The sequence below is a fragment of the Imperialibacter sp. genome (genome assembly GCF_040222815.1).
Classification (GTDB): domain Bacteria; phylum Bacteroidota; class Bacteroidia; order Cytophagales; family Cyclobacteriaceae; genus Imperialibacter.
Genome location: NZ_JAVKCH010000057.1, coordinates 336,675 through 362,684, shown reverse-complemented (window position 1 = coordinate 362,684; position 26,010 = coordinate 336,675). Strand labels below are relative to the sequence as shown.

At 38.4% G+C, this 26,010-nt stretch carries 24 protein-coding genes; all 24 read right to left on the bottom strand.

Annotation, left to right across the window (positions count from 1 at the left end; genetic code table 11):
• Positions 1-179: 179 nt before the first annotated feature.
• Positions 180-1,019: a glycosyltransferase family 4 protein gene (locus tag RIF36_RS27600; RefSeq protein ID WP_350072612.1), complete on the bottom strand. Its 840-nt coding sequence runs from the start codon at positions 1,017-1,019 to the stop codon at positions 180-182.
• A gap of 289 nt (positions 1,020-1,308) precedes the next feature.
• The gene (locus RIF36_RS27595) at positions 1,309-2,121 is read right to left on the bottom strand and encodes a sulfotransferase domain-containing protein (RefSeq protein WP_350122000.1); all 813 of its coding nucleotides are present in this window, start codon (positions 2,119-2,121) and stop codon (positions 1,309-1,311) included.
• On the bottom strand, positions 2,075-2,959 hold the full coding sequence (locus RIF36_RS27590) for a sulfotransferase domain-containing protein (RefSeq protein ID WP_350072616.1): 885 nt from the start codon (positions 2,957-2,959) through the stop codon (positions 2,075-2,077). Before RIF36_RS27590 ends, RIF36_RS27595 begins: the two co-directional genes overlap by 47 nt.
• Before the next feature lie 29 nt (positions 2,960-2,988).
• Entirely contained in the window at positions 2,989-4,416 is a 1,428-nt protein-coding gene (gene wzy, locus RIF36_RS27585) for an O-antigen polysaccharide polymerase Wzy (RefSeq protein WP_350072618.1), read from the bottom strand.
• A gap of 25 nt (positions 4,417-4,441) precedes the next feature.
• The gene (locus RIF36_RS27580; RefSeq protein ID WP_350072620.1) at positions 4,442-5,326 is read right to left on the bottom strand and encodes a sulfotransferase domain-containing protein; all 885 of its coding nucleotides are present in this window, start codon (positions 5,324-5,326) and stop codon (positions 4,442-4,444) included.
• Positions 5,313-6,659, bottom strand: a complete 1,347-nt coding sequence (locus RIF36_RS27575; RefSeq protein ID WP_350072622.1) for a lipopolysaccharide biosynthesis protein — start codon at positions 6,657-6,659, stop codon at positions 5,313-5,315. Before RIF36_RS27575 ends, RIF36_RS27580 begins: the two co-directional genes overlap by 14 nt.
• 45 nt (positions 6,660-6,704) lie before the next feature.
• Positions 6,705-8,975 carry a GumC family protein gene (locus tag RIF36_RS27570; RefSeq protein WP_350122002.1) on the bottom strand — a complete coding sequence of 757 codons (2,271 nt, stop codon included), beginning with the start codon at positions 8,973-8,975 and terminating at the stop codon, positions 6,705-6,707.
• 239 nt (positions 8,976-9,214) lie between these two features.
• Complete coding sequence (locus tag RIF36_RS27565; RefSeq protein WP_350072626.1) at positions 9,215-10,021, bottom strand: polysaccharide biosynthesis/export family protein; 807 nt, start codon at positions 10,019-10,021, stop codon at positions 9,215-9,217.
• Positions 10,022-10,066: 45 nt separating this feature from the next.
• Complete coding sequence (locus tag RIF36_RS27560) at positions 10,067-10,810, bottom strand: glycosyltransferase family 2 protein (RefSeq protein WP_350072628.1); 744 nt, start codon at positions 10,808-10,810, stop codon at positions 10,067-10,069.
• A 122-nt stretch (positions 10,811-10,932) separates the two neighbouring features.
• Positions 10,933-11,844, bottom strand: coding sequence for a hypothetical protein (locus tag RIF36_RS27555; RefSeq protein ID WP_350072630.1), 912 nt, complete (start codon positions 11,842-11,844; stop codon positions 10,933-10,935).
• Positions 11,845-11,846: 2 nt separating this feature from the next.
• Complete coding sequence (locus tag RIF36_RS27550) at positions 11,847-13,040, bottom strand: MBOAT family O-acyltransferase (protein ID WP_350072632.1); 1,194 nt, start codon at positions 13,038-13,040, stop codon at positions 11,847-11,849.
• A 227-nt stretch (positions 13,041-13,267) separates the two neighbouring features.
• A complete protein-coding gene (locus RIF36_RS27545) occupies positions 13,268-14,485 on the bottom strand; it encodes an O-antigen ligase family protein (protein WP_350149714.1) in 1,218 nt (405 codons plus the stop codon).
• 45 nt (positions 14,486-14,530) lie between these two features.
• Entirely contained in the window at positions 14,531-15,439 is a 909-nt protein-coding gene (locus RIF36_RS27540; protein ID WP_350072636.1) for a glycosyltransferase family 2 protein, read from the bottom strand.
• 8 nt (positions 15,440-15,447) lie between these two features.
• The gene (locus RIF36_RS27535) at positions 15,448-16,527 is read right to left on the bottom strand and encodes a glycosyltransferase family 4 protein (RefSeq protein ID WP_350072638.1); all 1,080 of its coding nucleotides are present in this window, start codon (positions 16,525-16,527) and stop codon (positions 15,448-15,450) included.
• 27 nt (positions 16,528-16,554) lie between these two features.
• Entirely contained in the window at positions 16,555-17,472 is a 918-nt protein-coding gene (locus RIF36_RS27530) for a glycosyltransferase family 2 protein (protein WP_350072640.1), read from the bottom strand.
• A 14-nt stretch (positions 17,473-17,486) separates the two neighbouring features.
• Entirely contained in the window at positions 17,487-18,605 is a 1,119-nt protein-coding gene (locus RIF36_RS27525) for a glycosyltransferase (RefSeq protein ID WP_350072642.1), read from the bottom strand.
• Positions 18,606-18,642: 37 nt separating this feature from the next.
• Complete coding sequence (locus tag RIF36_RS27520) at positions 18,643-19,854, bottom strand: glycosyltransferase (protein ID WP_350072643.1); 1,212 nt, start codon at positions 19,852-19,854, stop codon at positions 18,643-18,645.
• On the bottom strand, positions 19,833-20,804 hold the full coding sequence (locus RIF36_RS27515) for a glycosyltransferase family 2 protein (protein WP_350122006.1): 972 nt from the start codon (positions 20,802-20,804) through the stop codon (positions 19,833-19,835). The genes RIF36_RS27520 and RIF36_RS27515 overlap by 22 nt, the downstream gene beginning before the upstream one ends.
• 23 nt (positions 20,805-20,827) lie before the next feature.
• Complete coding sequence (locus RIF36_RS27510; protein ID WP_350122008.1) at positions 20,828-21,670, bottom strand: glycosyltransferase family 2 protein; 843 nt, start codon at positions 21,668-21,670, stop codon at positions 20,828-20,830.
• A gap of 4 nt (positions 21,671-21,674) precedes the next feature.
• Positions 21,675-22,469, bottom strand: a complete 795-nt coding sequence (locus RIF36_RS27505) for a glycosyltransferase family 2 protein (RefSeq protein ID WP_350122010.1) — start codon at positions 22,467-22,469, stop codon at positions 21,675-21,677.
• Positions 22,462-23,628, bottom strand: coding sequence for a glycosyltransferase (locus tag RIF36_RS27500; RefSeq protein WP_350122012.1), 1,167 nt, complete (start codon positions 23,626-23,628; stop codon positions 22,462-22,464). The genes RIF36_RS27505 and RIF36_RS27500 overlap by 8 nt, the downstream gene beginning before the upstream one ends.
• Positions 23,613-24,500, bottom strand: coding sequence for an NAD-dependent epimerase/dehydratase family protein (locus RIF36_RS27495; RefSeq protein ID WP_350072653.1), 888 nt, complete (start codon positions 24,498-24,500; stop codon positions 23,613-23,615). Before RIF36_RS27495 ends, RIF36_RS27500 begins: the two co-directional genes overlap by 16 nt.
• On the bottom strand, positions 24,501-25,142 hold the full coding sequence (locus RIF36_RS27490) for an acyltransferase (protein WP_350122014.1): 642 nt from the start codon (positions 25,140-25,142) through the stop codon (positions 24,501-24,503).
• A 6-nt stretch (positions 25,143-25,148) separates the two neighbouring features.
• Positions 25,149-26,003 carry a glycosyltransferase gene (locus tag RIF36_RS27485; protein ID WP_350072657.1) on the bottom strand — a complete coding sequence of 285 codons (855 nt, stop codon included), beginning with the start codon at positions 26,001-26,003 and terminating at the stop codon, positions 25,149-25,151.
• Positions 26,004-26,010: the final 7 nt, after the last annotated feature.

Here is a 26,010-nt window from a genome sequence, read left to right as displayed (position 1 = left end):
GTTGACTAATATTACTTGGTTTAGCTCTATAAATCCCTTTGCTTATTACTGCCGACGTTTTCAAACCCTGAGATTCAAATTTCTCAATTATCCAATCCCAAAGAGGAATCGCTATTTCGAAGGTGTTATAAAGTTTGATCAATTCGTGCCTGTTTTTAATTGATGAAGGGAATACGTTCCTACTTCAAAGTTTCCAAAAAATCCATGAACTTCAATTTAACAATGTCTGGATAAAACTTCTCTTCAAATACCCTCCTCGAACCGGTGGCGCACTCGATCCAATACTGGAAATCGTACAACCTGACTATTGCGTCACGTATTTGCAGCGGCGACATTTTTTCCACCAAGACGCCATTCACATCCGTTTTTACGTACTCTGGAATTGCTGCATGAAAGGTAGAAATAATAGCGTTGCCCGCATTCATCGCTTCAATAATACTGACTGGCTGGCATTCTGTGGGATAGTAGGTTGGCAATATAAAAACATGGGCTTCCATAAGTGCCCGCCGAAGTGCTTGCCGGTCGGAGATGGCACCAAGCACAGTAACGAATTTCTCAAGTTTATTCTCGGACAGAAACCTCAAAAATTCCAATTCATCGGATCTCGCCATCCAACCTCCGATAAAAGTTGCATGGAAGTCAATAGCCGAGTTCCCCGAAAGCAAGACGAGGGCTTTTGCTAGATCCTTATATCCTTTGGAGGGGATCATATTCGAAATATAGATCAGTTGAAAAGTATCTTCCTTTTTCCGACTACGAATCTTTAGCTCTACTTCGTCTTTTGAGACCAGCAGTTCTTTACTTAACGTATTCTCCAGAACAAACTTTTTGTTTAACTGGATATAAGACGCACACTCTGCATACATTCTCTCGCTCGAAAAAATAAAGCGATCAACACCCGTAACAAAGGACAAAGTAAAAGGCCTAAGCAAGTTCTTTCGAAATAAAGAAGAGTAGCTTCCTGTATGGATGTGCCCAACAATAAAATCGACCTTTCCCCTGGCTGCCAATGTAGTCAAGTAATTTTTTAAAAAACCGAGCGTTGAATGAGAGAAAGTCATGTATAGGCAATTATATCTCCTTCGATTGAGCTCCTTTCGCAGCCCAATCAATTTTTTGATGTGAGAGACAATACCGCCTATTCGAAGCAATCCCGTTGACTGAAGTCGTCCCTTACTATTCGAGATATTAATCTTTTTCTTTTGCGCGTCGTTAAGCCACCCAAATACCAACTCGTTATTCACGGTGTGGCCAGTGTAGGGGGGAGGGAAATTAGTGAAGAATAATACAGACGTCCTTTGTGCTTTGCTAGTATGCATTTAGCCGATACTTACTTTTCAATTCTTGATAATACTCTAAATCTCTTTCTGAAAAGTATTCAACCCATTGATTAGTTTTCCCTTTATTGAAAAACATTTGACCCCCGGAAAAGAAGTTCATTTTCGACATTCCGTGAATCTGTTCATTTGCTTTTAACTTATCAAAAGCGGCATTGTCAAATGCCATTGATAAAATTTCAGTGTTGATATCAAGACTTAACTTCTGCAAAGAATCCGAAATTTCCTTTAATCCGTCTCTCTTCAAGTCTTCGTACCTGATAACGCAGGTTGCCTTTTTCTCCCACGATTTTAAATGTTTGAACCAAGCTTCCAGACCAAATTTTTTGTCTCTTATAAATGTCTGGAAACTCTCAGGGTTCACTGCCGACACCTGCTTGCTCCTGTAATTATAGTAAGAAACCATGGTATCCCGAGGGTCTCTCACTATGAGAAGGCTTTTTTTACCGGCGAATAGGGGTTTCCATGCCCAATGGGTTTTCACAAATCTTGGCATTGACTTATACGGCCATGGTTTTAAAAGGTCATTGACCCCAAACTCCGGCATAACTTGATCCAGAGAGGAAAACGTCACGATTTTCCCATTGAGTTCACTCAGGGAGATGTAATTATTTATTACAAATCTAACCCATGTGTTCCCGGATTTGGGGAATGAAACCAGAACGATGTCCCTCTTGCTAAGTCCCAATACTCCCTTAGCGTATACAATTATTCTCCCGAGACGGTTTCTCACAACATTACCAGTTCCAATATCTAGATACACTATCACTATGTTTTTTGCCATCACTTAGCTTCAGCAGCTTTGCAGCCAGTCCTGAGTTCATTTCCTTATAATGGCTATTTAATGCGCTTGTTATCCCCTGATCAAAAACCTTCTCCTTTACCTGATTTTTTAAGACTCTCGCAAGAAACTGGTTAGTAACGTCCGCAACCTTCGACACAATTTTATTTTTTCCGCCTAACCTTTCAATCAAAATCAATAAGGAGTTATAAGAGTTTCGTTTCGGCCTTGAACCAATTGATTGTGGAGTAAAATTCCTTTCTACTCCTATGAATGAATATATCGCACTTAAAGCCTTTTGAGGGTTCTGGCTAATATATTCAAAAAAAACAACGTGGAAGTGAGTTGGGTCAAAGCAGGCTAAATAATTATCCAGCTGCTGTTCATAATATCCTCGACCTAGAAGATCTCTCACAATTCCCAACTCTTCATCATCTGAATTGGAGGATATAGCTTTCAGAATCTGTGTCTTTATATTTAGTGTCTGATCGATTAAACCTTTCCTCAGATACCAAAAGTAGGCCGATTGAAACCGTTCTGTTGGATTTCTCAAAAGCAGTATAAATTTGCAGTCCGGCAAATGCTTCTGTATTTCAAATGGAGATTCTTCAGAATAAAAGTATTCGACGGAGACATCCCCAATTTTCTTTCCTGCTGTATTATTTCGTCCAAACAACCCGTAGTACCAAGTTATTCCGCCCTCTTTATTATATCGAGGACCTCCTATGTACTCAACTTCCCTTTTTCTATCGGGAAGGATCACTTCCGGGTGCTCCTTTAGGCAAGTATATAGCCAGGAAGTGGCAGATTTTTGTACCCCTATAACCAAGAAATCTATCACGATCTAAATGAATTGTTTTAATTTAAAAATTACCTCACCAAATCAATGTATGTTCCTTTTCTGCTTATGAGCTTAACAAAAACCAGGGTTGGGGCTATTTTTGCAAGAAAATCAATCGCCGTTTGAGACACAGAACCTCCAAAAAAGACATAGGCCAAGTTTAGGACAAGAAGCAAATAAAAGAGTACATTGTTTGGATCTAAAGCGGAATTAATTACCAACGGAAATTGAAAAAAGAGGGTTTTATATATAATCCCAAATATCCCCATTAGGACGATAACGCCGACACTGCCAAAGTTAATGAATAGCTCTGCTATAATTCCAGGTGGAACCCCTGATCCACCGGAATATGAATTTCTTTTGGCGTCGAAAATAGCGGTCCCTACCTCCTTGCCAACCGAAACATTGGGTTTTTGAGGCCATACACTCCTTGGAATTGGTGCATAAACCCAGCTTACCATGGTAGACCCATATTTGTAATCAATTTTGTGTGGAACACCATTAATTATGTGGGCAGTCTTTGAAATACCCAACATGTTCCTGTTGACGGCTACCTTCTCAATAAGATTATACAAAGAGTAATTGGCATCTTGCTTTTTGGCCCTTAACGAGGTTATAGCGATAATCAAAAAGAATGAGCCAACAACCCCTAAGGTGAATAGCTTAAGATTTAATCTATTATATAATACCAGAATTATGAAAAGGTTTAGAAAAAATATTAATAGGCTTGAACGACTCGATGAAAACAATGGAAAAAAAACATTAATAAAACCGAGGCCAAAAATTAATGCGGTCCTAGGCATCGTAAACTTTCTCTTGTATTGAAAAGTATCAATAATTAGAATATAAAATGCCAATTCTGATAGAGAAATAAGAAGTCGCAAATAGCCTAAGCTTGTAGCCCAGTCACTCCCTTCAACAACAAAATATCTCTTCTTGGAAATGTTTTGAAGCAATGAATCAAAGCCGCTAATTCCACTGTATTTCAAAAAAACAATTAGTGACGTTAAAGATATTCCAAAAAGCACCCAAATAAGCAAGTCAACTTTCCATTTCACCCAAATTGAGCTACTGAAGTTTCGGGCCATTGTAAATAATCTTGGTTGAAACAACGTAAAACAAAGCATAAATGACATCAGCCCCAGCAATAAAATAATACTCGGCCAAATAAAAGAAGTGACATTTTCATTTAACCTCAAATAGTCCAGTACGTATACATCATCAGAGTAAACCAAAAAATAGGATCTAAGCAAAACTGATGCGAGAAGGGTTAAAAAAAGAAAAAAAAGCGGGTTAAAAATTAGGTTCTTCGACATTAACAATATCCCAGCAATGGCAACACAAATTAAGTTGCAGATAATAAGAAATATGCTGTCATAACCTTGCCAAAAGACAAGGTGCATTACTATTAGTATTGAACATACTATTATGACCGCTTGCAAAAAGAGTCGCCCCATTCCTTAATAAATAAACTCAAAGTGGTTAATTTTGTCTTTCTGTATTTACGAAATTCGTATCCTCAATGAAAATTGGCCGAAGAAGCTCTTTTAAGCTCTGATCTATTTTCCCGTGAGATGCTTCCTTCCGGTTTAGCTTAATCAAGATTTGAAATACTTTTCCCACATATTGCCTTAAAGCAAAAGGAATATATATCCTAAAGTCGCTGTCTCTCAATTTATGAATTGCACGAACTAATCCTTTCCACCTTATATCATACTGTTTATTGAAATTTTTGGAAACCTCATGATGATGGTAAGGTGTCAACCCGAGGAATTGATATACAGCGTTCAGTGTTCCCAACCGATCTCCTTTAAATGAGTCCAAATCAAGAAAAAGCATCTGATTTCTTGGAAAATACTCTAAAAACCTGTCTATATTTTTCTTGTAATGGCTAATATTACAATAATACCTAAATTTAGGGTGGTTCATTTCTACAAACTCCTGAAAAGGGGGCAATTCGAAACCTAACTTCATGTCTTGCCAATAATGGGAATATATTCTTTCAACAGGGTCTCTAACCATAAATATAAACTTCACTTTCGGGGCATGATCAAAAATCAGCTTTGGGGAATCATCATTGATAAAATATAAAGTTGATGCCTCTCCATAAATTTTATTTGGCCCCTTCTCAAATAAGCTACTATACCAAGACATTCCATAATCAAAACGACCGGATAAATTTGGCCCATACTCAGCCAGATTTGACTTTACAACGCCCGGGGTTCGTGAAAAAAAAACAGGCTCCTTAACTTTCGACATGCTTATCAAAGGATGCTGATTGAGTATTGCGTATAATGCGGTAGTGCCACATTTCGGTGCTCCAGCAATGATAAAATCTGGAAAGCTAGCTTCTTTATCGTTTGACATAAAAGGCTGGAAAAGTTACAATATTAAGCTTTCGAAACAAGTATAGCGAAGCTGCAACATTCTGTATTGCCAAAGCAGAAGAACTGGCGATAGCCCCGCCTATGTATCCATAGGTTGGAATAAGCAAGAACGAAAGTGACGCAAGAAAACCAAAACTAATAAAAAAGGAATTTTTCATACTATCCTCATTTCCACTCATCATAAGAATAACACCTACAGGCCCTGCTATCACGTTAATTAATTGACCAATTATCATTATTCTAATCGTGACACTTGACTGAGAAAAGGATCTTCCAAATAAGTCCAGCACCAGTTCAGGATAACCGAACAACAAAACAGCCAACGGGAGGGTGACTACTACTATTAGCAAGGTCACTTTTTTTGCCAAAGTAGCGACCCTCTGTATTTCGTTTCGAGTAACTAACGCCGAAATTTTCGGGGCAAATACAGCGTTAAATCCCATCAGGAAAAAAGACAAGAGCGTCGCACACCTCCTGGAAATTTCATATTCAGCAACATCAGTATCTGATTTATAATATCCAATCAGAAGTGTTGGTAGCCACAAAATGAATTGCTGAAAAGTAGTTGACCAAATCACGGACTTTGAGTTAGCCCAGAGTTCTGCGCCTAAAGTTTTTTTGTCAATAGGATCTATTTCCTGGATATTAGCTGTAAGCTTTCTCAATTGATTTTCGATGAGGCCAAATCCGATCATTAGCGTAATTATCACTGCAATAGAATAAGAAAAAATTGCTGTCAATTCACTTACAGACTCAATGAATATAGTGCAAATAAAAAGTCCGATGACTGAGACAATACTAACTACCGAGCTTTGCAAAAAAAGCCCGATTTGAATCAATCCAAGACCTTTTAAGTATTCACAAAAATTTTGGTGCAATGATAATGGCAAAATAACTATAGAGAAGCTCCTTATATCGGAACCAAGAGTAAAATCATTAAATAAATTCCCGGCGATAAAATCAGCAAACACAAATGTTGCCATCGAAATAAATACTGTAAACCCCACAACACTCTTCAAGGACACATGTCTAAAGTAAAGCAGACTAGCTACCGAATTCAATTCTCGATATTTTGAAACAAACCTTAAAAGAGTTCTATCATAACCAAGCTTGCCAATAGTGCTAAGAATTGAAATAAAAGCAAAAATAAGAAAGTATCGCCCAATTAACTTAGGCCCCAATACTCTAGTAAAATAGACATTAAAGAAAAAAGTTGAGAGTATCCCTAGAGACTTATTGATAATTGCCAAAAACGCTTTTGTACTTAACTGGCCAAATTCCGATGAGAAAAATTTTGAATATTTGTCAATCATAATTATAAGAATCCTTTCAAGCCAATAAATTACCCACGAATTCTTTTAAGCTTTGAGGGCTGTGGAGAAGTTAAATACAAAGCCAATATTTTTGAATTTCAGAGTATCCTGAAGTTTATCGATTTGTTTAACGTCTTCTATTGAAGATTGCTTCCTTTTGATAACTACAAAGGTTGAATCAACCTTTTGGGCTATCATCACTAAATCAGCTTGATCATTGAGTGACGAGGCGTCGATAATTACAAAATCAAACTTAGCCTTTGCAGATAGAATAAACTCGCCAAAATTGTTGGGCCAAATCATTAAATCTGATGAATCTAATACGGATCCTTTTCCTATAAAATGTAAATTCTTATGGTTAGTCGTTTTTACAACCTCTTGCCAGTTAGATCCCTCAAATAAAATATTGGTCGTCCCTAAATCGTTGGGCTCCGAAAACGCTTCAGAAAGCTTAGCGTGCGGAAAATCCAAATCTAACAGCAAAGTCTTGTAGCCTGATCTCGCAAAAGAAAGCGCAGTATTCAATGAACAAAAGGTTTTTCCTTCTCCGGAATTTCTAGATGTAAAGAGTGCACTTTTTCCACCATTTGAACCATTGTCTAACATTGTTAAGAAGGAACAAATTCTTTTGAAGGACTCTCTAGTTGATAAACTCTTTCCAAACTCCAAATTATCCTCATCAAATGGAATTGTCGAAATAACGGGAATATTTGACGCGCTATAGATGTCGCCAATTCCGTGGACTTTGCCGGTCAAAAAATCATAAAGCACAATTCCAAAAATGGGAAGCAACAGTCCTAGAAATATGGCAATCGACAAATTCAACAGTAACTTAGGCCTTGCCTGACTTATTGCGATTGCATTGTCTATCACGACTACTGACATTTCATTACTTGCTAAGGCTATTTCAGCTTCTGCTTTTTGTTCTTGTAAATACAAGTAAAGGCTTTCAGATAATTTTAGATTCCTTTGAATAGAGACTAGATACTTTTCGCTACTTGGTAATTGTTTGAACTGACTTTCAGTTAGAGAAATTCTTTCATTTAAGTTTTTTATTTCCAGTTCAGTTGCATTTTTTAGATTAACTACATTTTCTCTAATAGAATTTACAATTGAAAAATACAGAGTCTCAAGTGTCTTATACTGTGGGTTGATAGTAGATGTTGAAGCTTTTAACTGAACTATTTCATATGAAATGCTATTTAGATTTGTAATTAAATCATTTAACACTGGGTCGGAAATGCCTACAGAAGAAGGGCTTAATATCTCATCTAGTTTAGGGTTTTCTATGTAATTGGTTAGGTATAGGTAATACTGCAAATTCAGTTCACTCTTTGCCCGTTGCGTCTCTAATTGACTTAACGTAGTATAAAGTACATTTCCTTCTTGAGTGATGTTCAGGATTTTATTTTCCTTTCGGTACGACTCAAATTCAGATTCAAGCTCTTTAAGTTTGCGTTCAACACTGACCAATTGACTGTCAATAAAATCAACAAGGTTTACCGCCTTTGCATTCTTTATCAATGATTCTCTTTGAGCGTATTTTTTAACGAGTAGATCAATAATCTCAATACCATGTTCTTTGTCGGATGTTTCCAATGAAATTTCTACAACATTTGATTTTGAGCTAACGGACTTTATTTTAATTTCTTCAACTAATCCAATCGTATACTGTCTGGGGTTTTCAACTTCAATACCTATCTCATTTGTCAAAAATTGGTCAAAGTTGTTTGATTTCAGAACGACAAATTGCGTTGCTCCTAATTTGACTACATCCCCAAAATGGAAAGTATTTTGAATCAACTTGATATCACCGAATACTTCATTGGTAATTTTGTAGCTATCAACACTGGTCAAGTCGATATAAAGATTGAAATATTCTGAAGCGTCGGAGCTTTTAACTATATCTAGTATAATTGGCGAAGAATCCCTGCTCAGGTATTGTTTCCTTACCCCGTCACTGGAGTAGTAATTGATATTGGATCTAAGGCTATCTACAACCTCCCTGAGAAGTGAATATGAACTCAAAATCTCCATTTCGTTTTCTATGCTGGTTGGAGTTTCGAAGTAGTCTAACTCTTTAAAAAAATCTTTCTCATTTTTATCGTTTTGCTTTATTAAAATACTGGACTTTATTGTGAACTGCGTTTCTATGAAAAAATTGGCTGCAATAGAAATGATTAGAAAAACAGTAAGACTTGCTGCGATCAATCTCCATCGATAAAGTATTTTCCTCAGAATATCTTGAAAGTCAAATCCCTCGTCTTCTGAAAAAAAAACATGTTGTAAAGTGGATTTTTGCTTGTTCGTATTCATGGAGCGTGAGTTTTCGAATTAGTCTTTGGGCTTACAACTGGACATTGCATCCATATCTACTCAATTGAAAAAACATGTATGCCGGACTTTCTGGCGTGGAAACATATCTAAATGTTGTGAACTGCACCCGGAGCTAGTCCGGCTAAGTCGAGAGCCGTATTTTGTGGCAGCGAAACAGAAATCCATTTTGAGTCCCATCAGTTCTATACCTATTTTTGTTCTGGCTTTATTACCGTTAACTAATTTCCTGCATTGGTAAATAGCCAAATCACTGCAGACACAGCAACAACAATTAGCGCCACATCTCTGCCTATTAAAACAGCCGGACTGACTTGGCTCAGCTTATGTGGCTCAGCGTAGATTAGGTCGCCCTGTTTTATATAAAAAAAAGGGCTATCTATTAAAGAAATGTCAGTCAAATCAATATGATAAATATCTTTTCCATCCGAGCTTTGTCTTATAAGAACAATTTTTTTTCGATTGGCAAAACCTGTCAACTCGCCAGCATTTGCTAGTGCTTCAAAAATCGTAAGTCTATCCTGTAAAACGGTGTATCGACCTGGTTGCACTACTTCTCCAATTGCAGTATACCTGATACCTCCAGTTCTTACCACAATGAAAGGGTCATTTATATACCTTTTAAGTTGACGCTCTATTGAATTCTTAAGTGAGTCTATTGTGAGTCCCTCGGCCGCAATAAAGCCTATCAATGGCAATTCAATTTTGCCATTTTGGCTAACTTTATAGCCGGTCAAGAAATTTGCATTAGCGGCAAAGTCAATTTGGGTAGTATTGTTTGAGCCACCAACGTTCTTAAATATTTCAGTGACTTTTGGGTCAATTGAACGCACTTCAATACTAACAACATCACCTTTTTGCAAGGTGTAGATATTGAAATCATGAGTAGAGTGTTGATCAGCAGAGGTGGTGTTTGAACTATCTAGTTTCTGTAGGTAAAGGACATTTCGATGAGATAAACACCCCTCCAAAAAAAATGACAACGTTAGTGCAATAATAATGTTCCTTCTTTTTACGGCCCTCTTCATTATAAATTTTTGATAAACTTTTGGAAAACTAACTGTTAAATACACCTAAAAAAACTGAATAACTTTCCTAAGTGGCTTGAGACTTAATGTATAGGGCTTAGGTCTTACGTTGTTGATTTGCCATGCCTTTCTATCTTCTGTATTTGCTTGAACCCTATTTTTTAAAGACTTGTTACTAACGCCACCATCCCTCATTTTAATAATTACTTGCTGAAAATAGTGGCAAGTAATTTTTTTTACGAAAAGCACTCTTAACATCATTTCGTAATCTGCTGAAATCTTAAGTGATGGATCATAGAGGCCGTATTTTTCATAAACGCTTTTTCTAACAAAGAATGTTGGGTGAGGTGGCGACCATCCAAAATAAAACCTCTTCCTTTCAAAGTGGCCACTATGCCACCGCCTTACAACATCGTTAACTTTGTGTCTTTTAACATACTCTACATCTGAGTATGAAGCGTCAATTGATTTATCTTCGAATATTCCGGCTATTTTATTAAGCACATCAACATCAACATAAAAATCATCTGCATTCAAAATGCCTACTATTTCACCTGTCGCAAGTGCGATGCCCTTATTCATTGCGTCGTAAATCCCATCATCGGGTTCGCTGATGATTTTTGCAATTCTATCTGAATGCCTAAGTATCTTTTCTAAAGTTCCGTCCGTAGAACAGCCGTCGATTATTATATATTCAACATTTGAATAGCTTTGTCCTAACACTGAGTTTATACAATCCTCAATAAAGCTTTCATTGTTGTAAACGACAGTGATAATACTAACCTTCATTCTTTTATTTTCTCTGTAGGCCTAAACATGGGCTTTCAAATGTAAGACACTAAGGTGACAAAAATTCTTAAATAAATCGTCCACAGACTTTTCCAACAATTGTACATTGAACCCAAGTAGGATTATTTGTCCAGAGAGCTGTGCATAAACTCGGTTAGCTTTTTGCTTCCCGTGACATTTGTATGGTACCCATCTGCGAAATCCACTTCTAAAAGGTGAACCTCGTTGAGATCGATTGGGTGAATTTTGTATTTATCTGACATGTACTTAATTGCTGAATCATAGTTAGTGAGCTTTCGCCGAAACGACTGATGAAAAGGTGCAATAAAGAACCTCAGATCCAGAGCCTTATTTTTGGCAATAGACAACAATTCCTCGAAAGCCTTATCTTCAATACTTACCTGAACACAACAAACCTGCTTATAGTAATTTATGATAGACAAATCAATAGTTCTCGAGTTAATGTACTCCTTGTCATTCTTGAGCAAGTAAAGGAGTATCCGATATGTAGATTGAGTGTTAAAATTTAGAAGCTTCAAATAATCGTTAAAACCATAGTTCCTATTGCTATAAACAGTGTCAACGGAAGGGTACAGATTTCGAAATGGCAGATAGAAATCATCGACTTCACGCTGCTTCGAAAATGATAGCTTATTCAAACATTTCGAAGACGTGCTGTCGGAAACGATTTGCCATGGAAGAAAAGTTGTCAGCTCAACAAAAAATATAGCATCTTTCGTGTTTTCGGCGTCAGCCAAATCGTTGACAAAGGAGTTAAGCACTGTCGGCTGCATACCATTGAATGACATATTTATTAGGCTGGTCGAGTAGTTGTCATTCCAAAAAGCTTCGTTGATACTATTTACTCCTCTCGAATCGCCCAATACTACGATGTCATTTCTTACGTTCCTTATTGCTCTTGAAAAACGAATATTACTTTTTGACGTAAGAAAATTTAACGTATGATAAGCGATCTTATCTACAACAAAAATAGTCGTCACAAGAAGTATTACTGCTACAAGAAACTTCTTCATTCTTAAAATTGAAAATAAATGAAACTCAGTGCCCTCCAGTTTCCCAGAAATATTAAAAGGACAGCAAGGAGCACTACAGTAAACCAGTTCTTAAAAACTAAGCCCCGCTCTTCACACAAATCAACTGCCACAACTATGCAAGTTAATAATACCCCCTCTGCCAAGTCAAAGTAAGACAATGGTAAAGAAGCCCCACTGCCATTTTTGAAAAAGCTTGCAAAGATGTTGACTGTGTCTGTAAGATTCAAAGAACGAAATGGAATCCACGCCAAAGAAACAACAGCGAACACAAACAATCTATTTAAGATAGCTGGAAAAGGTATTTTTAAGGGCTTAAACATTCTCTCTATTGCGAGAAAGGCACCATGCAAAGCGCCCCAAATTATAAAATTGAAACTTGCGCCGTGCCATAAACCACCAAGGGCCATGGTGATAAAGAGATTACCATAGGTTCTAGCCTGCCCCTTTCGATTACCACCTAGAGGAATGTACAAATAATCTCGCAACCAGGACGAAAGGCTAATGTGCCACCGTCTCCAAAACTCTGAGAAGGATTGACTAAAATACGGTCTGTTAAAATTTGTATTAAGGTCAATACCAAATAGTTTGGAGGTTCCTATCGCAATATCGGAGTAACCCGAAAAGTCGCAATATATTTGGAAACTGTAGAAAATAATCGAAAAAATAGTGTAGAGATGGCTCTGAGAGTACAACCCTACATTGCCATAAAAGCCGTCAACTATGACTCCTAAATTGTCTCCTACCGCCACCTTTTTAAAAAGCCCCCACACAATCAAGTGTATGCCTTGAATAGCTGAAGTGTAGGAAAATGACCTTCTTTTTGTTATCTGCGGGAGGAGTACAGCGGCCCTTTCGATTGGGCCGGCCACCAGCTGAGGAAAATAAGCAACAAATGTAAAGAACGACAAAAAGCTTCTTGTTGGCTGTAGTTGATTTCTATAAATGTCAATTGTATATGACATTGTTTGAAATGTGTAAAATGAAATCCCAACTGGAAGTACAATATTCAAAGTTGACGCGGTCATTACCACACCAAAATTGGCCCATGCCTGTATCCATGAGTCAATAAAAAAATTATAATATTTAAAGAATCCGAGAACCCCGAGGTTGAAAAATATACTTGTAAATAGTATCAGTCTTTTATTGTTTTGAACCCGAGCCCGATCAATGCCCAAACCGCAAAAGTAGTCGACAACTGATGAGGCAAAAATCAGGCTGAGGAACCGCCAATCCCACCAGCCATAAAATACAAGAGAGGCCAACAACAGAAAGCCGTTCTGGAGCCTCAAGTTTTGCCGGAGCACTAGCCAATATATAAGAAATACGGTCGGCAGAAATATTAAAAACTCGACTGAATTAAAAAGCATTCGGTGTAGACCTAAATTTCATGTTAACCTTTTCGCTAGCCTAAAGTTTCGGGCTTCCTGGCATTCACAAGTATATATTTAATTAGGAAAAAGTTGATGAGGAAAGGAAATATACTCCTTGTTAGCAAATAATAATCAGAAATTAGATTAGTTACTATGTAAGCCGTAGTCAAAGAAAAAAGTACATAGTAGGCTTTCTGATAGTCTTTTTTTAACGGGATTATTTGCGTTATGTAAATGTTGTAGAGAAGTATCGAGACAATAAATACTCCCAAGATGCCAAAGTAAGCATTAATAGTTGAAATAGCCCCATCGTACCAAAGCGCATCGTGAGAAAGAAACCCTCTGCCAAACAACAAGCCGAACTGATAGTTATTCTCAAACGACATAATTAATTTTGCCACTCGACCTTGGGCACTTTGATCTTCTCCCAAATCAAAACTAAGAGACCTTTCTATCAGTCGGTTGTTAATGATTTGATCAGAGGCAACCACCCCAGCAACAATGAGACCAATAAGCAAAACAAAGTAGATAGGCAGCCTCTTCCGTGAGATATAAGGCTTAAAAGTGAAAAGACTATACAACCCAAAGTAGACAGCCAGAAAAACCAAACCCGACCTTCCACCGGTTAGCAGTAGAGAGGCAATAGCCAATACAAACAAAATACCCCTGAAAAGCCTGTTTTTTATCGCTTTGTAAATAAAAAAAATCAAAATGAAATACATCGCCAGCACCGTGGAATAGAATGGAGAGTCACTGGTGTAGTTGTCTTCATTGAACGGCAAGCTTGGTCGGAAGCTCCCTCTAATCACGCCCGTAAGGCGAAAGTACAAGTAAGCATAAACCCAAAGCACAAGGATTAGAAATATGAGAATTTGATAATTTATAGTTGAGCTTATCTCATTTTCGGCAAAACCTCTTTTTTCAAGTGCCTTAAATATTAGTAGCGGCATCAGAAACTTGTATGCAAAAAATATTGTGTCAAATCTGGTTACACCATACTCAGACACCGAAAGTACTGTGGATATAGATACAAGAATTGCCAAGCCGATATAAATGGTGAATGTTTTGGAGGTGATGCTAATGTCTTTAATATAAATAAGGATCAACAGCATCAGAGAAATATCCAAAAGTCTAAAAGGACCTAAAAGTTTTAGGTTAAAAGGCACAGCAAGAACAGACACACTCAGTAGAATGTATGAAAAATCGACCGTAATGGTTCTCCTGCTGGTTAGTCTTAGTTTCAACACCATGGCTATCTCATCGCCTTTTGATTGTGCCTGTTCCCGTTTTATAAATCAATTGGCAAAACTATCCATTTTCCACTTAACTCTGGTAATTATGGAGGCAATTTGGGGAAAGAAGCATATTAGGATCAATTTTAGTTTGTGTACATGTTTCAAGTTACTTTTAATGATGCCCAGCAGGCTAAAATCTGACTTCAGGAGCTTGTTATATTCCTGGCTATAACGAAAGATCTCTCCGTTTTCCAACCCGAGAGTATCAATATTTTGCTTTAGCCTCTCTATTAGAACCAGCATTCTATTAGCTCTGAAATTGATTATGGCCTTGTCGTAGTTAAGAACACCTCCGAATGTCTGATTCGGGTGCTGACGGTAGAGGTACAGTTTCTCCTTTATGTGGTAAATTTCCCGAGCATACCTTTTTATAATTAAAGAAAACCAAACATCTTCGAAGGGCAAGTGATCTGGCATAGGGAAAACCTTTTCTGCAATATGCCTTTTCATTGACCAGCCCCACCTTGGAATCGAAATAAGATATTTTACCACCGAGTGGTAATCTTCTGTGATGACTAGGCGATTGATGAAATAGCTGCCCAATTCCTTCATTTGCTCGTCGACAACAAAACTATCGTGACAGTGCGCATCGTACCGGTTTAGCTCGTCTATATGACTGAAGAACTCAGGAAGTAAAACATCGTCAGCATCGATGCACTTAATGACGTCGCCAGTAGAAAGGCTGAAGCCATAGTTGAGGCCCTGCACTTTGCCGGCACCAGCATTTTTGAATATCTTAATCCTTGAATCCAGCTCGCAAAGCTTCTGAACTATTTCCAAAGTACCGTCAATGGAATGGTCGTCAACAACAATAAGTTCCCAACTGACTTGGGTCTCCTTTTGCAGTGAATTGATCGCCTCCTGGATATATGCCCCTGCGTTTTTAGCAGGCATTATAAATGAAATCATAGACCTCCTTACTTCAAATGTTGGTAGATGGATTCAATCTGATCACCTACCGTTTGCCAGGTAAAAAACTTAAGTGCATGCTCCCGTGCCTTAAACCTTCTCTCAGTGCTATCGTCGTATTTTAGTTTAATTATTGCTTCAACGTATAGCACCGGATCATCGGGCAACATGAATGAGAAAGTCAAATCTAGATAAGATTCCAGTGAAGGCAACTTTGAGGTTATGACAGGCAAACCACTTGCTATTGATTCTAGGATAGCATTATTAGCTGTACAATCAATCATTGGTAACAATAAAGTATCGCATTCTTGATAGAGATCTTTAAGTTCATCATCAGAAATATGGATGTGAAACTTAACTTGCCGATGCCTTGCCAACGCATAAAGCCTAAAGTCGTTCGTTTGACGGGCGAGAGGATAAACGAGATGCACGATAATATCCGGATCCTGTGCGAGCAATAATTCTACAACACCTGACAGCAATTCAATATTGCGCAGCCAATTTCCGACAAACAAGCAACTAAAGCTGCTCTTTTTAGCATCTGTTCTTGGTGATGGCTGAAAATACTCGATACTTACTCCATGAGGAACAAAAAAAGTAGGCGCCTTTACCGCCTCGCCGATTGTCTTTTTTTCATACTCACTTAAGACGATTATTTTGTTTATCGATAAAACCAAATTTAGGTTACCTGTGACCTTCCACCACGATGTCGGTTGATGTATGGTACCAATTATTGACGGTTTCCCCCTCAACAGCCTCTGCACCTTTGGACTACCTAATAGACAAAAACTGTCTTCTACATAAAGGAAGTGTATTATATCCATTTTGCGAAAGATGGCATACCCAATCACTCTAAGTTCCGTAACCAGCCCCCCCCCAGTATAAAATGGGGTACGAAAACCAAACTGCTTCCAAAATTTAGAAGCTGCCTTCAGTATTAACTTGTTAAGTCTTGTCGGCTTTGACTTCCAAATGAAGCTTACTGCAAGAGTTTCCTTCCTGCTGTGAAGCTCATCAGCTAGTAAATCATAACCACTATGTCTACCCATGTGGCTATATCCCCCTCTGACCACTAAAATCCTCTTCATCAGTAACAATATTAAAAAGCAGACAACTTACTCGCTAGTATACCATTTTGGCTTCCTAAAACCACTTTTTCCGGCCAAATAGTACAGCGGACCATAAAGTTTCAGCACAAAAGTTCCCTTTTTAAAACTGGAAGCGAACAATAGCTTAATGAAAAAAACCGGAGCCATTGCAGTTGCGAATCCTATTCCCTTAGCCAAATTAAGCCAGGTTCTGTTTTTCTTTCGAAACGTTTCCGCCGCATCCACGCCTTTTGCGTAATAAGAATCTAACCACCAATCCAGCTTCAATTTGTCTTTTCGTATCAAATGGTCGATTTCAATATCGGGGTTAAAGCCCACCTGAATTCCGACCGCTCTTGCTCTAATTTGTAACTCTATTTCCTCACCATAGCTCACTTTGTCGCCACTCATTCCCAAACTGGTGTTAAAGCCATTCAAACTCTCAAGGATTTCCCTTTTGAAAGTGATATTTCCGCCGCTTGCAAATTTGTTTTCGGATAGTACTCCGGTTTTGGAAAGAAGATATTTGTTAGTTCCCTCAGTTTCAGGAAACCAATCGGGCCTACCAAATTTGAACCATTGGTGATAAACCCCGCCAAAAATAGGATAATCATATTGTTGTATAGTTTCTAAAATCTTTTCAACATAATCATTATGTGAAATGGCATCATCGTCTAGATAATTGACCCACTCAGTTTTTGCAAGTCGCCACCCCGCATTCCTGGCGTGGCTCAAACCCTGGTTTTCCTCCTTCAGGTAATGCACATTATGGTATTTGCCCGCCATTGAATCCACTACCTCCTTTGTTCGGTCAGACGAATTATTGTCTACCACCACCACGTCAAAATTTCTGTCATCCATTGACTGGTTCACTATTGATTCAAGGCATTCTTGTAGCAAATCGGAGCGATTGTAAGTGCAAATAATTACAGTTAGCTTTTTCATTCTTGAATTCGAAATCAGGCAGATAACCCGAGGCTATCCATATATAATTCAGCAATATTTACCACATCGTACTTGGAGACTTTAGCCATTATTGTTTTTTTATCCACAGGTAATTCTATTCTGCTTAACAAGGCTTGAGCCAGAGCGGCGCTATCCGAGACCGGTACCACGTACTGAAGATCCTGACCATCAAATATTTCGAGTGGAATATTACAGTTCGTTGTGACTATGGGCAATCCACAGGCCATCGCTTCTACAAATACCATTGGAAACCCCTCGTACTTTGCAGAGTGAAGCAGACAAACTGCTCGTGACATAATTCTATATGGATTGTCTTGAAAGCCCATAAAATCAACTGCTTGTGCAATGCCAAGGTCACTCACCCTTGCCTCTATCTCATTTTGTAGTGGTCCCACTCCCAATATCACAAGTCTTAAACTCCGATTCTTACTATATGCATCAGCAAAGGCCGCTATCAGTGTAGGATAATCCTTCTGCTCGTAAAATCTCCCCACAGAAACAATAACTTTCAGGGAATGATCATTTATCCAGTGGTGTTCAAATGGCTGACTTGAAAGCTCTTGGATAAGCTTGCTATCAATTGGATTGTTGATGGTAATACCCTTTGCCTCAATTCTGGGTAGAGTACGCAGAACAGACTTCTTAACTTCCTCGGATACGTAAACTATTTGGTTAGTCTTAGTGTAGGCAAATTTCGCTATCAAACTCAGCAGTTTCGATCGTCCATATTTTTCAGGGGCATTAATAAATGTCAGGGCATTGTGTTCTGATATTACTACCCTTGCTTTGTTAGCGTATAGTATATTGCTTAACGGTGCGATGACATTAGGCCATTCACCGACGGCCAAGACCGCCACCGGCCGTAGTTTTACAAGCAACCACCAAAAAGCTATTAGTCTTCCAACAATGTTCGCCCGAACCAACCGGGGGTGTAAACTTGAAACTTTGACGTTTGGATGAAGAGAATTTAAAAACACACCCTGATGACGGATTAAAATCAACGACACGTCCAAGCCTTTTTCTGCAAAATAATTGCAGAGCGTAAGACACACCTTTTCAGCGCCACCGCCGTTCATAGTGTTAATTAAGATCACTAAACTTCTATTTCCCAAAATTACTTGTTTTAGACTTACTTCAATTATCTCATTCCTACAATGACAAAGCCATATTTCTTTTAGCCAGCGAATTTAGCGACTCCACTATCTCCACAGATTTAATCATATACATACTTCTTTTTTTAGTTCCCCCTAAAATTTCCACTAGCTCTTTTCGCCACTCACCCGATTCATCAGAACAAAAGAAATGGCTGTCGTTAAGATGCCTAATGCCTGTAGCGCCGGCTGATGTTGTTAATAATACTTTGCCAAATGAAAGCGCTTCCACAGATTTAATTTTAAGTCCCGTGCCCATTTGCATAGGATTGATGCATATGTCCGCCTGCGCATAAGCCTCCTCTACATGTTGAAGCCTACCTAAAAAGAAAATACCAGACAGAGATCTAATTTTTTCTTTCTCATCGCAAATTGACCCTGCAATAAGTAACTGAGCATCAGGACACTGTTGTTTCAAATCCTTCCAGATGCTCTCGATAAACCAATTAATTCCATGAAAATTAATTGGGTTGCCGGAGCCAACAAAAAGGATATCCTGAGACTGGCTAGGCTCTAGGCGATTGATTTTTGTTAAATATCCAACTTCAACAATTCTAGGGGAGCGGGTGGAGAAAAAAAGCCGTTCAAAAAAAAGCTGATCTTCTTGAGTAATAGCCCATACTACATCTGCCTCGCTCAAAGCCTCTCTTTCTTCCTTTGGTGTCAGACTATACCAGTCCGTAGGCTTCAGACCCTGCTGAACATACTCTTTGAAACGGTCGGTGAGTACGTCATGAGTATCGATAATTTTTAGAGTTGAACGTGGAAATAATCTTAACAGATAGGCATTTATGGCATAATTTACGATTACGACATCATAGCTGTTCTTGGAGGTATGCTCTTTTATAAAAGCGGAATGATGACTATACTGATAATGTCTCAACGGCTTATTGAACCTAAAAGAAGTTAGACCAAACTCTAAAAGAATTTTAAGTCGGGCAAAGAAAGTACAAACTAGCTTTCGGGCTGTGGATACTTTAAAGATGACACTGGCTGAAAAGGTTGTGGCACTTGAATTCGCAACAAATACATTTCCTTCATATAGTTGTGCAGTTGCTTCGTGTACTTTGATCCCTACTCCAAAAATTAGAAAATGCACCTGGAGCCCCATTTTCTTTAATTGTTCGCTAACACTAATTATCCTTAGTTTATTTCCGGCATCCGCCGGATATATATCAAATGTGGAAACTATAAGTACTTTCTTACCCATCTTGTGATTCTAGTGTCAATCAAATAAGAAATTGCACGAAAATGAATTATAGAATCAAACCGCCAAGCCTTGCCGATTATCCTCCAAACTTCGACGGCACTGAGTGAATTTTTTAGCGTCCCTAATTGATGTAGGAACCATTTAATTGGCAAATTATTGTTTTCCAGCGAATGGAGAACCCTTTTTTGACCATATATCCACTCAATGAACTGGTAACAAGCTTGCATCTTAAGGCTTGCTGTGGAAGAACCTTTATCACTCGAAATATTATCACCACTATATCTCCAAAAGACTTGCGCATCGTTTATGGACTTGATTCCTGTTTTCATAGAAATTTTAGACCAAAATAGATCATCAGCTGCCCAAGCAAGGGGTAACTGTGGAAAACCGCCAACCATTTTATATGCTTTTCTGGAAAAAATGTACTCAACCATATAGCTTTCCTCTTGCGCTCTCAACCTTATATTCAAAAACTCCTCTGTTGACATTACATCCGGAAATTTGTTCCGCCTCAAAACATTTCCTTGACGGTCTATTTTACTAGATGCAAATTTATAAACATCATAGCCTGGAGCAGCTTGCAAGGCTTCCTTGAAGGATTCGAGACAATGAGGATCCATTAAATCGTCATCTGAAAACATCCAGACCCACGGTTCGCCGTCGGTCATAGAGACACATCTTTCCCAGTGTTTAACCAGTGAGCTTCCTCCAAGATTTTCGTCGAATCGCTTATAATGAAGCCTGTCAAGGTATTGATGTGACTGCAATAATTGATAGATATTGTGTGGACTTGCATCATCCCCGACGTAAAGGTTAAAATCTAACGAAGTTTGCGAAAAAATAGAATCAAGACATTCAATAATGTAGTCCGGCTTGTAAGCGGGAATGATAATTGCAACTGTTTCCGACACTAATGTATTTTTTCTTACTAAATAATAAGTAACCTTCAATAAATGTGTGGCTATAAGTCGATTTAGCGTATTAGCTTGACAAAGGCATAAAGCAAACGCCCTATCGGGTTATGCTTGACAAAGTTATCCAATTTCTCAACTCGACTCATATTGGCCTCAACGAACTTTATATGATCAATGGTGTCGCCAAAAATTCTCCAGTAAGAACCTATATTCTTTTCAAATATTCTTTTTCTTACTTTTTCAAGTTCCGACTTATCTCCTCGCAACTTGTCATCCCTCGAACCTTCCTTGATCCTGTAGTAAAAGCATACTTCAGGAATCTGATAGACTACCGAACATTCATTCAAATACCTAATGTTAAATTCCCAGTCTTCATAACCGGACACGAATTCTTCATCATAACCTCCAATTTCAGTAAACCTTTCTCGCTTAAAAACGCTTGAGCAGAAAATAGAATTCTCAAGAAGTAATGACTTAAAAGCATATTCGCAAAGGTTCCATCTTCCTGATTTCTCTCCGAAAAACTCAGCACTGGAATAAACTAAGTCAGTTTCGGGGTGATCCTGGAATCTTGCAACTGCCAGCTTCAAATAGCTCTCAGCAATTTTGTCATCGCCATCAACCGGCAAAATTAGTTCCCCTCTACACTTAGCTATTCCATAATTCCTTGCGCTGGATGGACCTCCATTGACCTTTTTGAAATATTCAAATTTGGTATGACTGTCGCAAAAAGCCTTGGCTATTTGACCCGTCATGTCAACACTTCCGTCGTCGACAATCAAAACCTCCCAATTCACGTACGTTTGAAGTTGGATACTCTTTAGCGTCTCCAAAATATAATCCTGCTGGTTATAGCAAATTACGATTATTGAAACCAAGGGATCACGGCCAATAAAGCTCATATTTTTAGAATAAATCCAATCTGATCGATCTTAAAAAACCAATTGCTCTCAGAAGCTTAACGACTCTACTCTTCTTTATTCCTGCATAATTTTTCTGAATTTGGGATAGCAATTCATAGTCTTGAATAAGTAAAGGAAACTCCTTCTTCAATATTTTTTCACGCTCACTAACTTGCAATCCAATATTCCCCGGCTTTGAGCTTAATCCGTCAAACTGAAAAGTTGAGACACATTTAGGTACGTGCGCATATGAGAGTCCATGTTTAACAAGGCCTAATAAGAAGAATTCCCAGTCTGAAACAATTTTGTTTTTTTCATTATATAAACCTACAACGTTAAATGTTGAGCGTTTTATGAATGTAGCGGGGTGAGGTAGCGATTCGTGGAAAAAATAGCTGAACTTTAGTTCGTCTGGATATTCTTTTAGGTATTGTTCTTCGCTGGTAACCACCAAAAGATCTCCATAAACAATATCGTTCAAACCCAAATAGGGAATCAATTCTTCAATGACTGTTTCCGTGCGTAATAGGTCGCCACTGTTTAGGAACAATAAATAGTCGCCTGTCGATAATTCAATTCCTTTATTCATGGCGTTGTAAACACCACTGTCCGGTTCGCTTATCCAGCGTGAAATCCCTGACTCATGCTGCCTAATTACATCTAAACTTGCATCCATTGAGGCCCCATCTACAACGATGTATTCAATGTCAGCATACGTTTGGTCGACAACGCTCTTTATAGTCTTTTCAAGGCCTGGCGCATTATTCAGATTGACCGTGACAATAGATACCTTATACATCCTGGCTTGCTTTAACCATAGTCGCTACATCGAGAAAGTCTCGCCCAAAACGAATTACATCTGACTCATAGTCATAAGAAATAGACTTTCTTGACTCCGCCCATACAATTTTCATTTGCAAGGCAAGTTCCCCAGCGCTATTCTTTTGAAAAAAAAGCCCTTTGTCTCCCAGTTGCTCAACATGAACCGGAAAATCGGAAGCTACTATCTGCTTTCCTAGTGACTTCCCATCCTCGATAACAGTACTCCAGCCTTCAAACAATGATGGCTGAATAACCGCATGAGCGTAATTCATAATAGTAAGCATGTGTTCCTTGGGGATAAAGCCTAACCACAAGAAATTATTTTGCAACCCCTTTTCGGAAATTTTTTCTTTTAGTCTTACTGGATAATTAGGATCTCGATAGTCCGACTCTTTGCCAGTGAAAACAATTCTAATTGAACTGTCGCTTTTTGACAGCAGTTCCATAGCTTCGATTACGAGTGAATGGTTCTTATGCTTCCATAATTGGTTCGCTACTAGAAAATACTTCTGCGGTAGGTTGTAGATTTTAGAACATTCCTTGTAAATAACTTCAAAATCAATTGTTGAATGAGATACAGCAAACCTCACCAGGTGCAACCTGGCCGCACTCTGTGGAAAAAAATTCTTAAAGTCGTTCAAAGCATTCTGACTACTAAAGACAATGTTGGTTTTACTAGCCGCCAATTTTCCCTGCCATTCATTTCTCTGAGTTAACTCCTCAAGAGTAAAAAAATCGGGATAATACTTTTCCTGAAAATCCGGGATCCACCACAACTGATTCTGGATCGCTGCGAGCTCCTTATGAAATCCTGCATTCGGATAAATAACGTCTACTATGGTTGAGCGAAATTTCTTAGGAAAAAAAAGCCGCTTCGAGAGAAGGTAGAAAATTTTATTAACCACTCTTTCAAAAACAGAGTATTTTCTAGTGGCATCTACAAAATCTATAAACGGATAGTTTACTTCCTTTAGAAAGGTCAATTCGAAGTCTCTTTTATAAAAAAGGGTAATCCAGGGTTGCTTTTCTTTCGGCAAAGATTTCAGAGCATGTACAATATTGATAATATAATACAGCCCACCTGTCCAGAGATCAGAATTATCAACAAACAATCCAATTTTCAGCCTTTTAGCCATAATGCGTAATTTTTCAACCCTTCATTTAAAGACACTTGCGGCGAAAATCCTAGCGCTGAAATTTTACGTATATCTGCTTCCCAAAACAGCGGGTCACCCATCCTGTTTTCCCCGCTAAAGGTAATCGGTCTATCACATTTCATGACTTCCAGAAAGCTTTGGATAGCGTCTCTTATTGTGGTTTGCTTTCCGACAGCGAGATTATATATTTCACCTTCAAAGGCGCCTTTATCGGCAATAAACCCAATTGCCCGTGTGACATCATCAATGTTTATGAAGTCTCGTGTTTCATTCCCAGTTCCAAAAAACTGAAGACTGCTGTTGCTCTCAATCCTATTAAAAACATCCCAAAAAAGTTGTTTTTTTAAACCAACACCGTAAGCTGAGAAGATTCTGACAACCCCAGTATGTAGTTTAAAATATTTGTTGAAGTACTGACAAATTTGTTCAGCATGCATCTTATGAATTCCATACGGAGAAACAGGTGACAACGCCTCACTTTCTTGTATTGGAAGGACTTTTGGATTACCATAGACGGCAGCACTTGAAAGTTGAAGAAATTTGCAATCGTGGTTCCATTTAAGAATAGCGTTGAGAATGTTTGCCACCAAATGGACGTTCAGCGTAAAGTCAACTAGGGGTTCTGAAATGCTGAATGGGACAGATGCTGACCCGGCACAGTTGATACATACCTCGAATTGGTTATTCTGGAAAATATCATCAAAGGCTTCTGGCGTTGTTGTCTGAAAGTACTCTGGGCAATCCACTTTTTTTTGAATATCAGCAGACCAAATGTCATGTTGCTGAAGTTGCAAATATCTCATCAATGATTTTCCGATGAATCCTTCCGAGCCAATTATAAGTATTTTCATCTAACAGCCGCTTTTTTTTAATGTCCGAATAACCTGGGCCGGATTTCCCACAGCTACTGACCATGGGGGAATGTCTTTGGCTACTACACTTCCTGCCCCTATAACTGACCCTTCTCCAATCGTTACACCCTTCAGAATAGTAACATTAAATCCTATCCACACTTTACTTTCAATTAAAATTGGCTTACTTACTACATTTGACCAATCCTTATTGACCAGATTATCCCCATGGTATCGAATATAGTCTTCATAGCATTGACGATTATCGTTTTTCCTTTCCTCCCAATGTACGCTATGAGAATTATGATCATAAACCGTGATGCCCCAGGCTAATGTCACGTCATCTCTAATTTCTATCTTGTTTCTGCTAATAAAGGTAGCCCCTCCAATATGTACATTATCGCCAATCACGACTTCGCCCTTTTCTGTTTCAAAAACGAAACTAGCAGTTATTAGGCACCTTTTTCCGATTGTGAGGTAAGGCCTTTTTTCTAACATTTCCTCTCGATCAAATCTCAGACCAACACTTTTCAGAATCGAATCTTCTTCTTTTTGTATATAGTCGACATATTTTTCTACCGAACTAGGCTCACGCTTTTCTGGGTATAATAGTCGATAAATTTTCTTTAGGACTGCCTTCATAAACCTCTACTGGGAATACCTGTTTAAGTAATCCGCCAAACGCTTAGCGGCCGTTTGACGAACACTTTTCTTCACCGGAAAATGTACGGTCTTAAAGGCTTCAAATCCACTTTTTAGAAGTTCCGTATGTTCATCTGAAAAATATCCAGAATCAATCATCAGTTCGTATGCGTTCTGGATTTTCAAAACATTTTTATGATGATCTTGCATACCCCATACGCTATTCATATGCAACCGATGAACACCCATTACAGTAGGAATATAATAATAGTCGCCATGTTGAGCGTTCAAAAGATGAAGTAGCCAATCTCCCAGTTTTGCCTGGAAAAAAAACTCAGGATATTTATCAATAAGATAATTCTTAAATATCACCGAACAGGTAGGCATTGCATTGCTAAAGGTGATATCACTAAATGTGTGTTCTTTGGCTCCGCTGAAATTACAATACAAGAAAGACGCTTTTGTATAGTCGCCTTCATATCGCTCCTCGGTATTGTGAAAGCAGCCAACGAAAGCCGGGTGAGTTTCTAAAAAATCAATCTGGGTTTGCAACTTATTAGGATCGGTCCAAAAATCGTCTCCTTCAAAATAAGCGATGTACTTACCCACAGGGCTGGTGATCAAATCCATCCAATTTCTTGCTGGGCCCACATTTTGCTCCTGAAAAATCAACCTAATTTTTTCAGGATACCGATCTTTGTATTCCTTGATTATCTGACGTGTTCCATCAGTTGAAAAATCATCTGCAATAATGAGCTCAAAAGGAAAGTTCACTTTTTGCATGAAGACCCCATTAAGTGCGTCCCTGATGTAAGCTTCATGATTGTAGGTGATCAAGCAAATTGAAAGAACAGGAATCATTTACCAG

Bases quoted from the DNA above. Each gene is read 5' to 3' on its own strand.
- RIF36_RS27540 (WP_350072636.1), bottom strand. From the start codon at position 15,439: ATGATTTCATTTATAATGCCTGCTAAAAACGCAGGGGCATATATCCAG.
- RIF36_RS27560 (WP_350072628.1), bottom strand. From the start codon at position 10,810: ATGAAGGTTAGTATTATCACTGTCGTTTACAACAATGAAAGCTTTATT.
- RIF36_RS27555 (WP_350072630.1), bottom strand. From the start codon at position 11,844: ATGAAGAAGTTTCTTGTAGCAGTAATACTTCTTGTGACGACTATTTTT.
- RIF36_RS27535 (WP_350072638.1), bottom strand. From the start codon at position 16,527: ATGAAGAGGATTTTAGTGGTCAGAGGGGGATATAGCCACATGGGTAGA.
- RIF36_RS27565 (WP_350072626.1), bottom strand. From the start codon at position 10,021: ATGAAGAGGGCCGTAAAAAGAAGGAACATTATTATTGCACTAACGTTG.
- RIF36_RS27505 (WP_350122010.1), bottom strand. From the start codon at position 22,469: ATGTATAAGGTATCTATTGTCACGGTCAATCTGAATAATGCGCCAGGC.
- RIF36_RS27485 (WP_350072657.1), bottom strand. From the start codon at position 26,003: ATGATTCCTGTTCTTTCAATTTGCTTGATCACCTACAATCATGAAGCT.
- RIF36_RS27495 (WP_350072653.1), bottom strand. From the start codon at position 24,500: ATGAAAATACTTATAATTGGCTCGGAAGGATTCATCGGAAAATCATTG.
- RIF36_RS27595 (WP_350122000.1), bottom strand. From the start codon at position 2,121: ATGGCAAAAAACATAGTGATAGTGTATCTAGATATTGGAACTGGTAAT.
- RIF36_RS27580 (WP_350072620.1), bottom strand. From the start codon at position 5,326: ATGTCAAACGATAAAGAAGCTAGCTTTCCAGATTTTATCATTGCTGGA.
- RIF36_RS27530 (WP_350072640.1), bottom strand. From the start codon at position 17,472: ATGAAAAAGCTAACTGTAATTATTTGCACTTACAATCGCTCCGATTTG.
- RIF36_RS27570 (WP_350122002.1), bottom strand. From the start codon at position 8,975: ATGAATACGAACAAGCAAAAATCCACTTTACAACATGTTTTTTTTTCA.
- RIF36_RS27500 (WP_350122012.1), bottom strand. From the start codon at position 23,628: ATGGCTAAAAGGCTGAAAATTGGATTGTTTGTTGATAATTCTGATCTC.
- RIF36_RS27575 (WP_350072622.1), bottom strand. From the start codon at position 6,659: ATGATTGACAAATATTCAAAATTTTTCTCATCGGAATTTGGCCAGTTA.
- wzy (WP_350072618.1), bottom strand. From the start codon at position 4,416: ATGGGGCGACTCTTTTTGCAAGCGGTCATAATAGTATGTTCAATACTA.
- RIF36_RS27490 (WP_350122014.1), bottom strand. From the start codon at position 25,142: ATGAAGGCAGTCCTAAAGAAAATTTATCGACTATTATACCCAGAAAAG.
- RIF36_RS27545 (WP_350149714.1), bottom strand. From the start codon at position 14,485: ATGGTGTTGAAACTAAGACTAACCAGCAGGAGAACCATTACGGTCGAT.
- RIF36_RS27510 (WP_350122008.1), bottom strand. From the start codon at position 21,670: ATGAGCTTTATTGGCCGTGATCCCTTGGTTTCAATAATCGTAATTTGC.
- RIF36_RS27520 (WP_350072643.1), bottom strand. From the start codon at position 19,854: ATGGGTAAGAAAGTACTTATAGTTTCCACATTTGATATATATCCGGCG.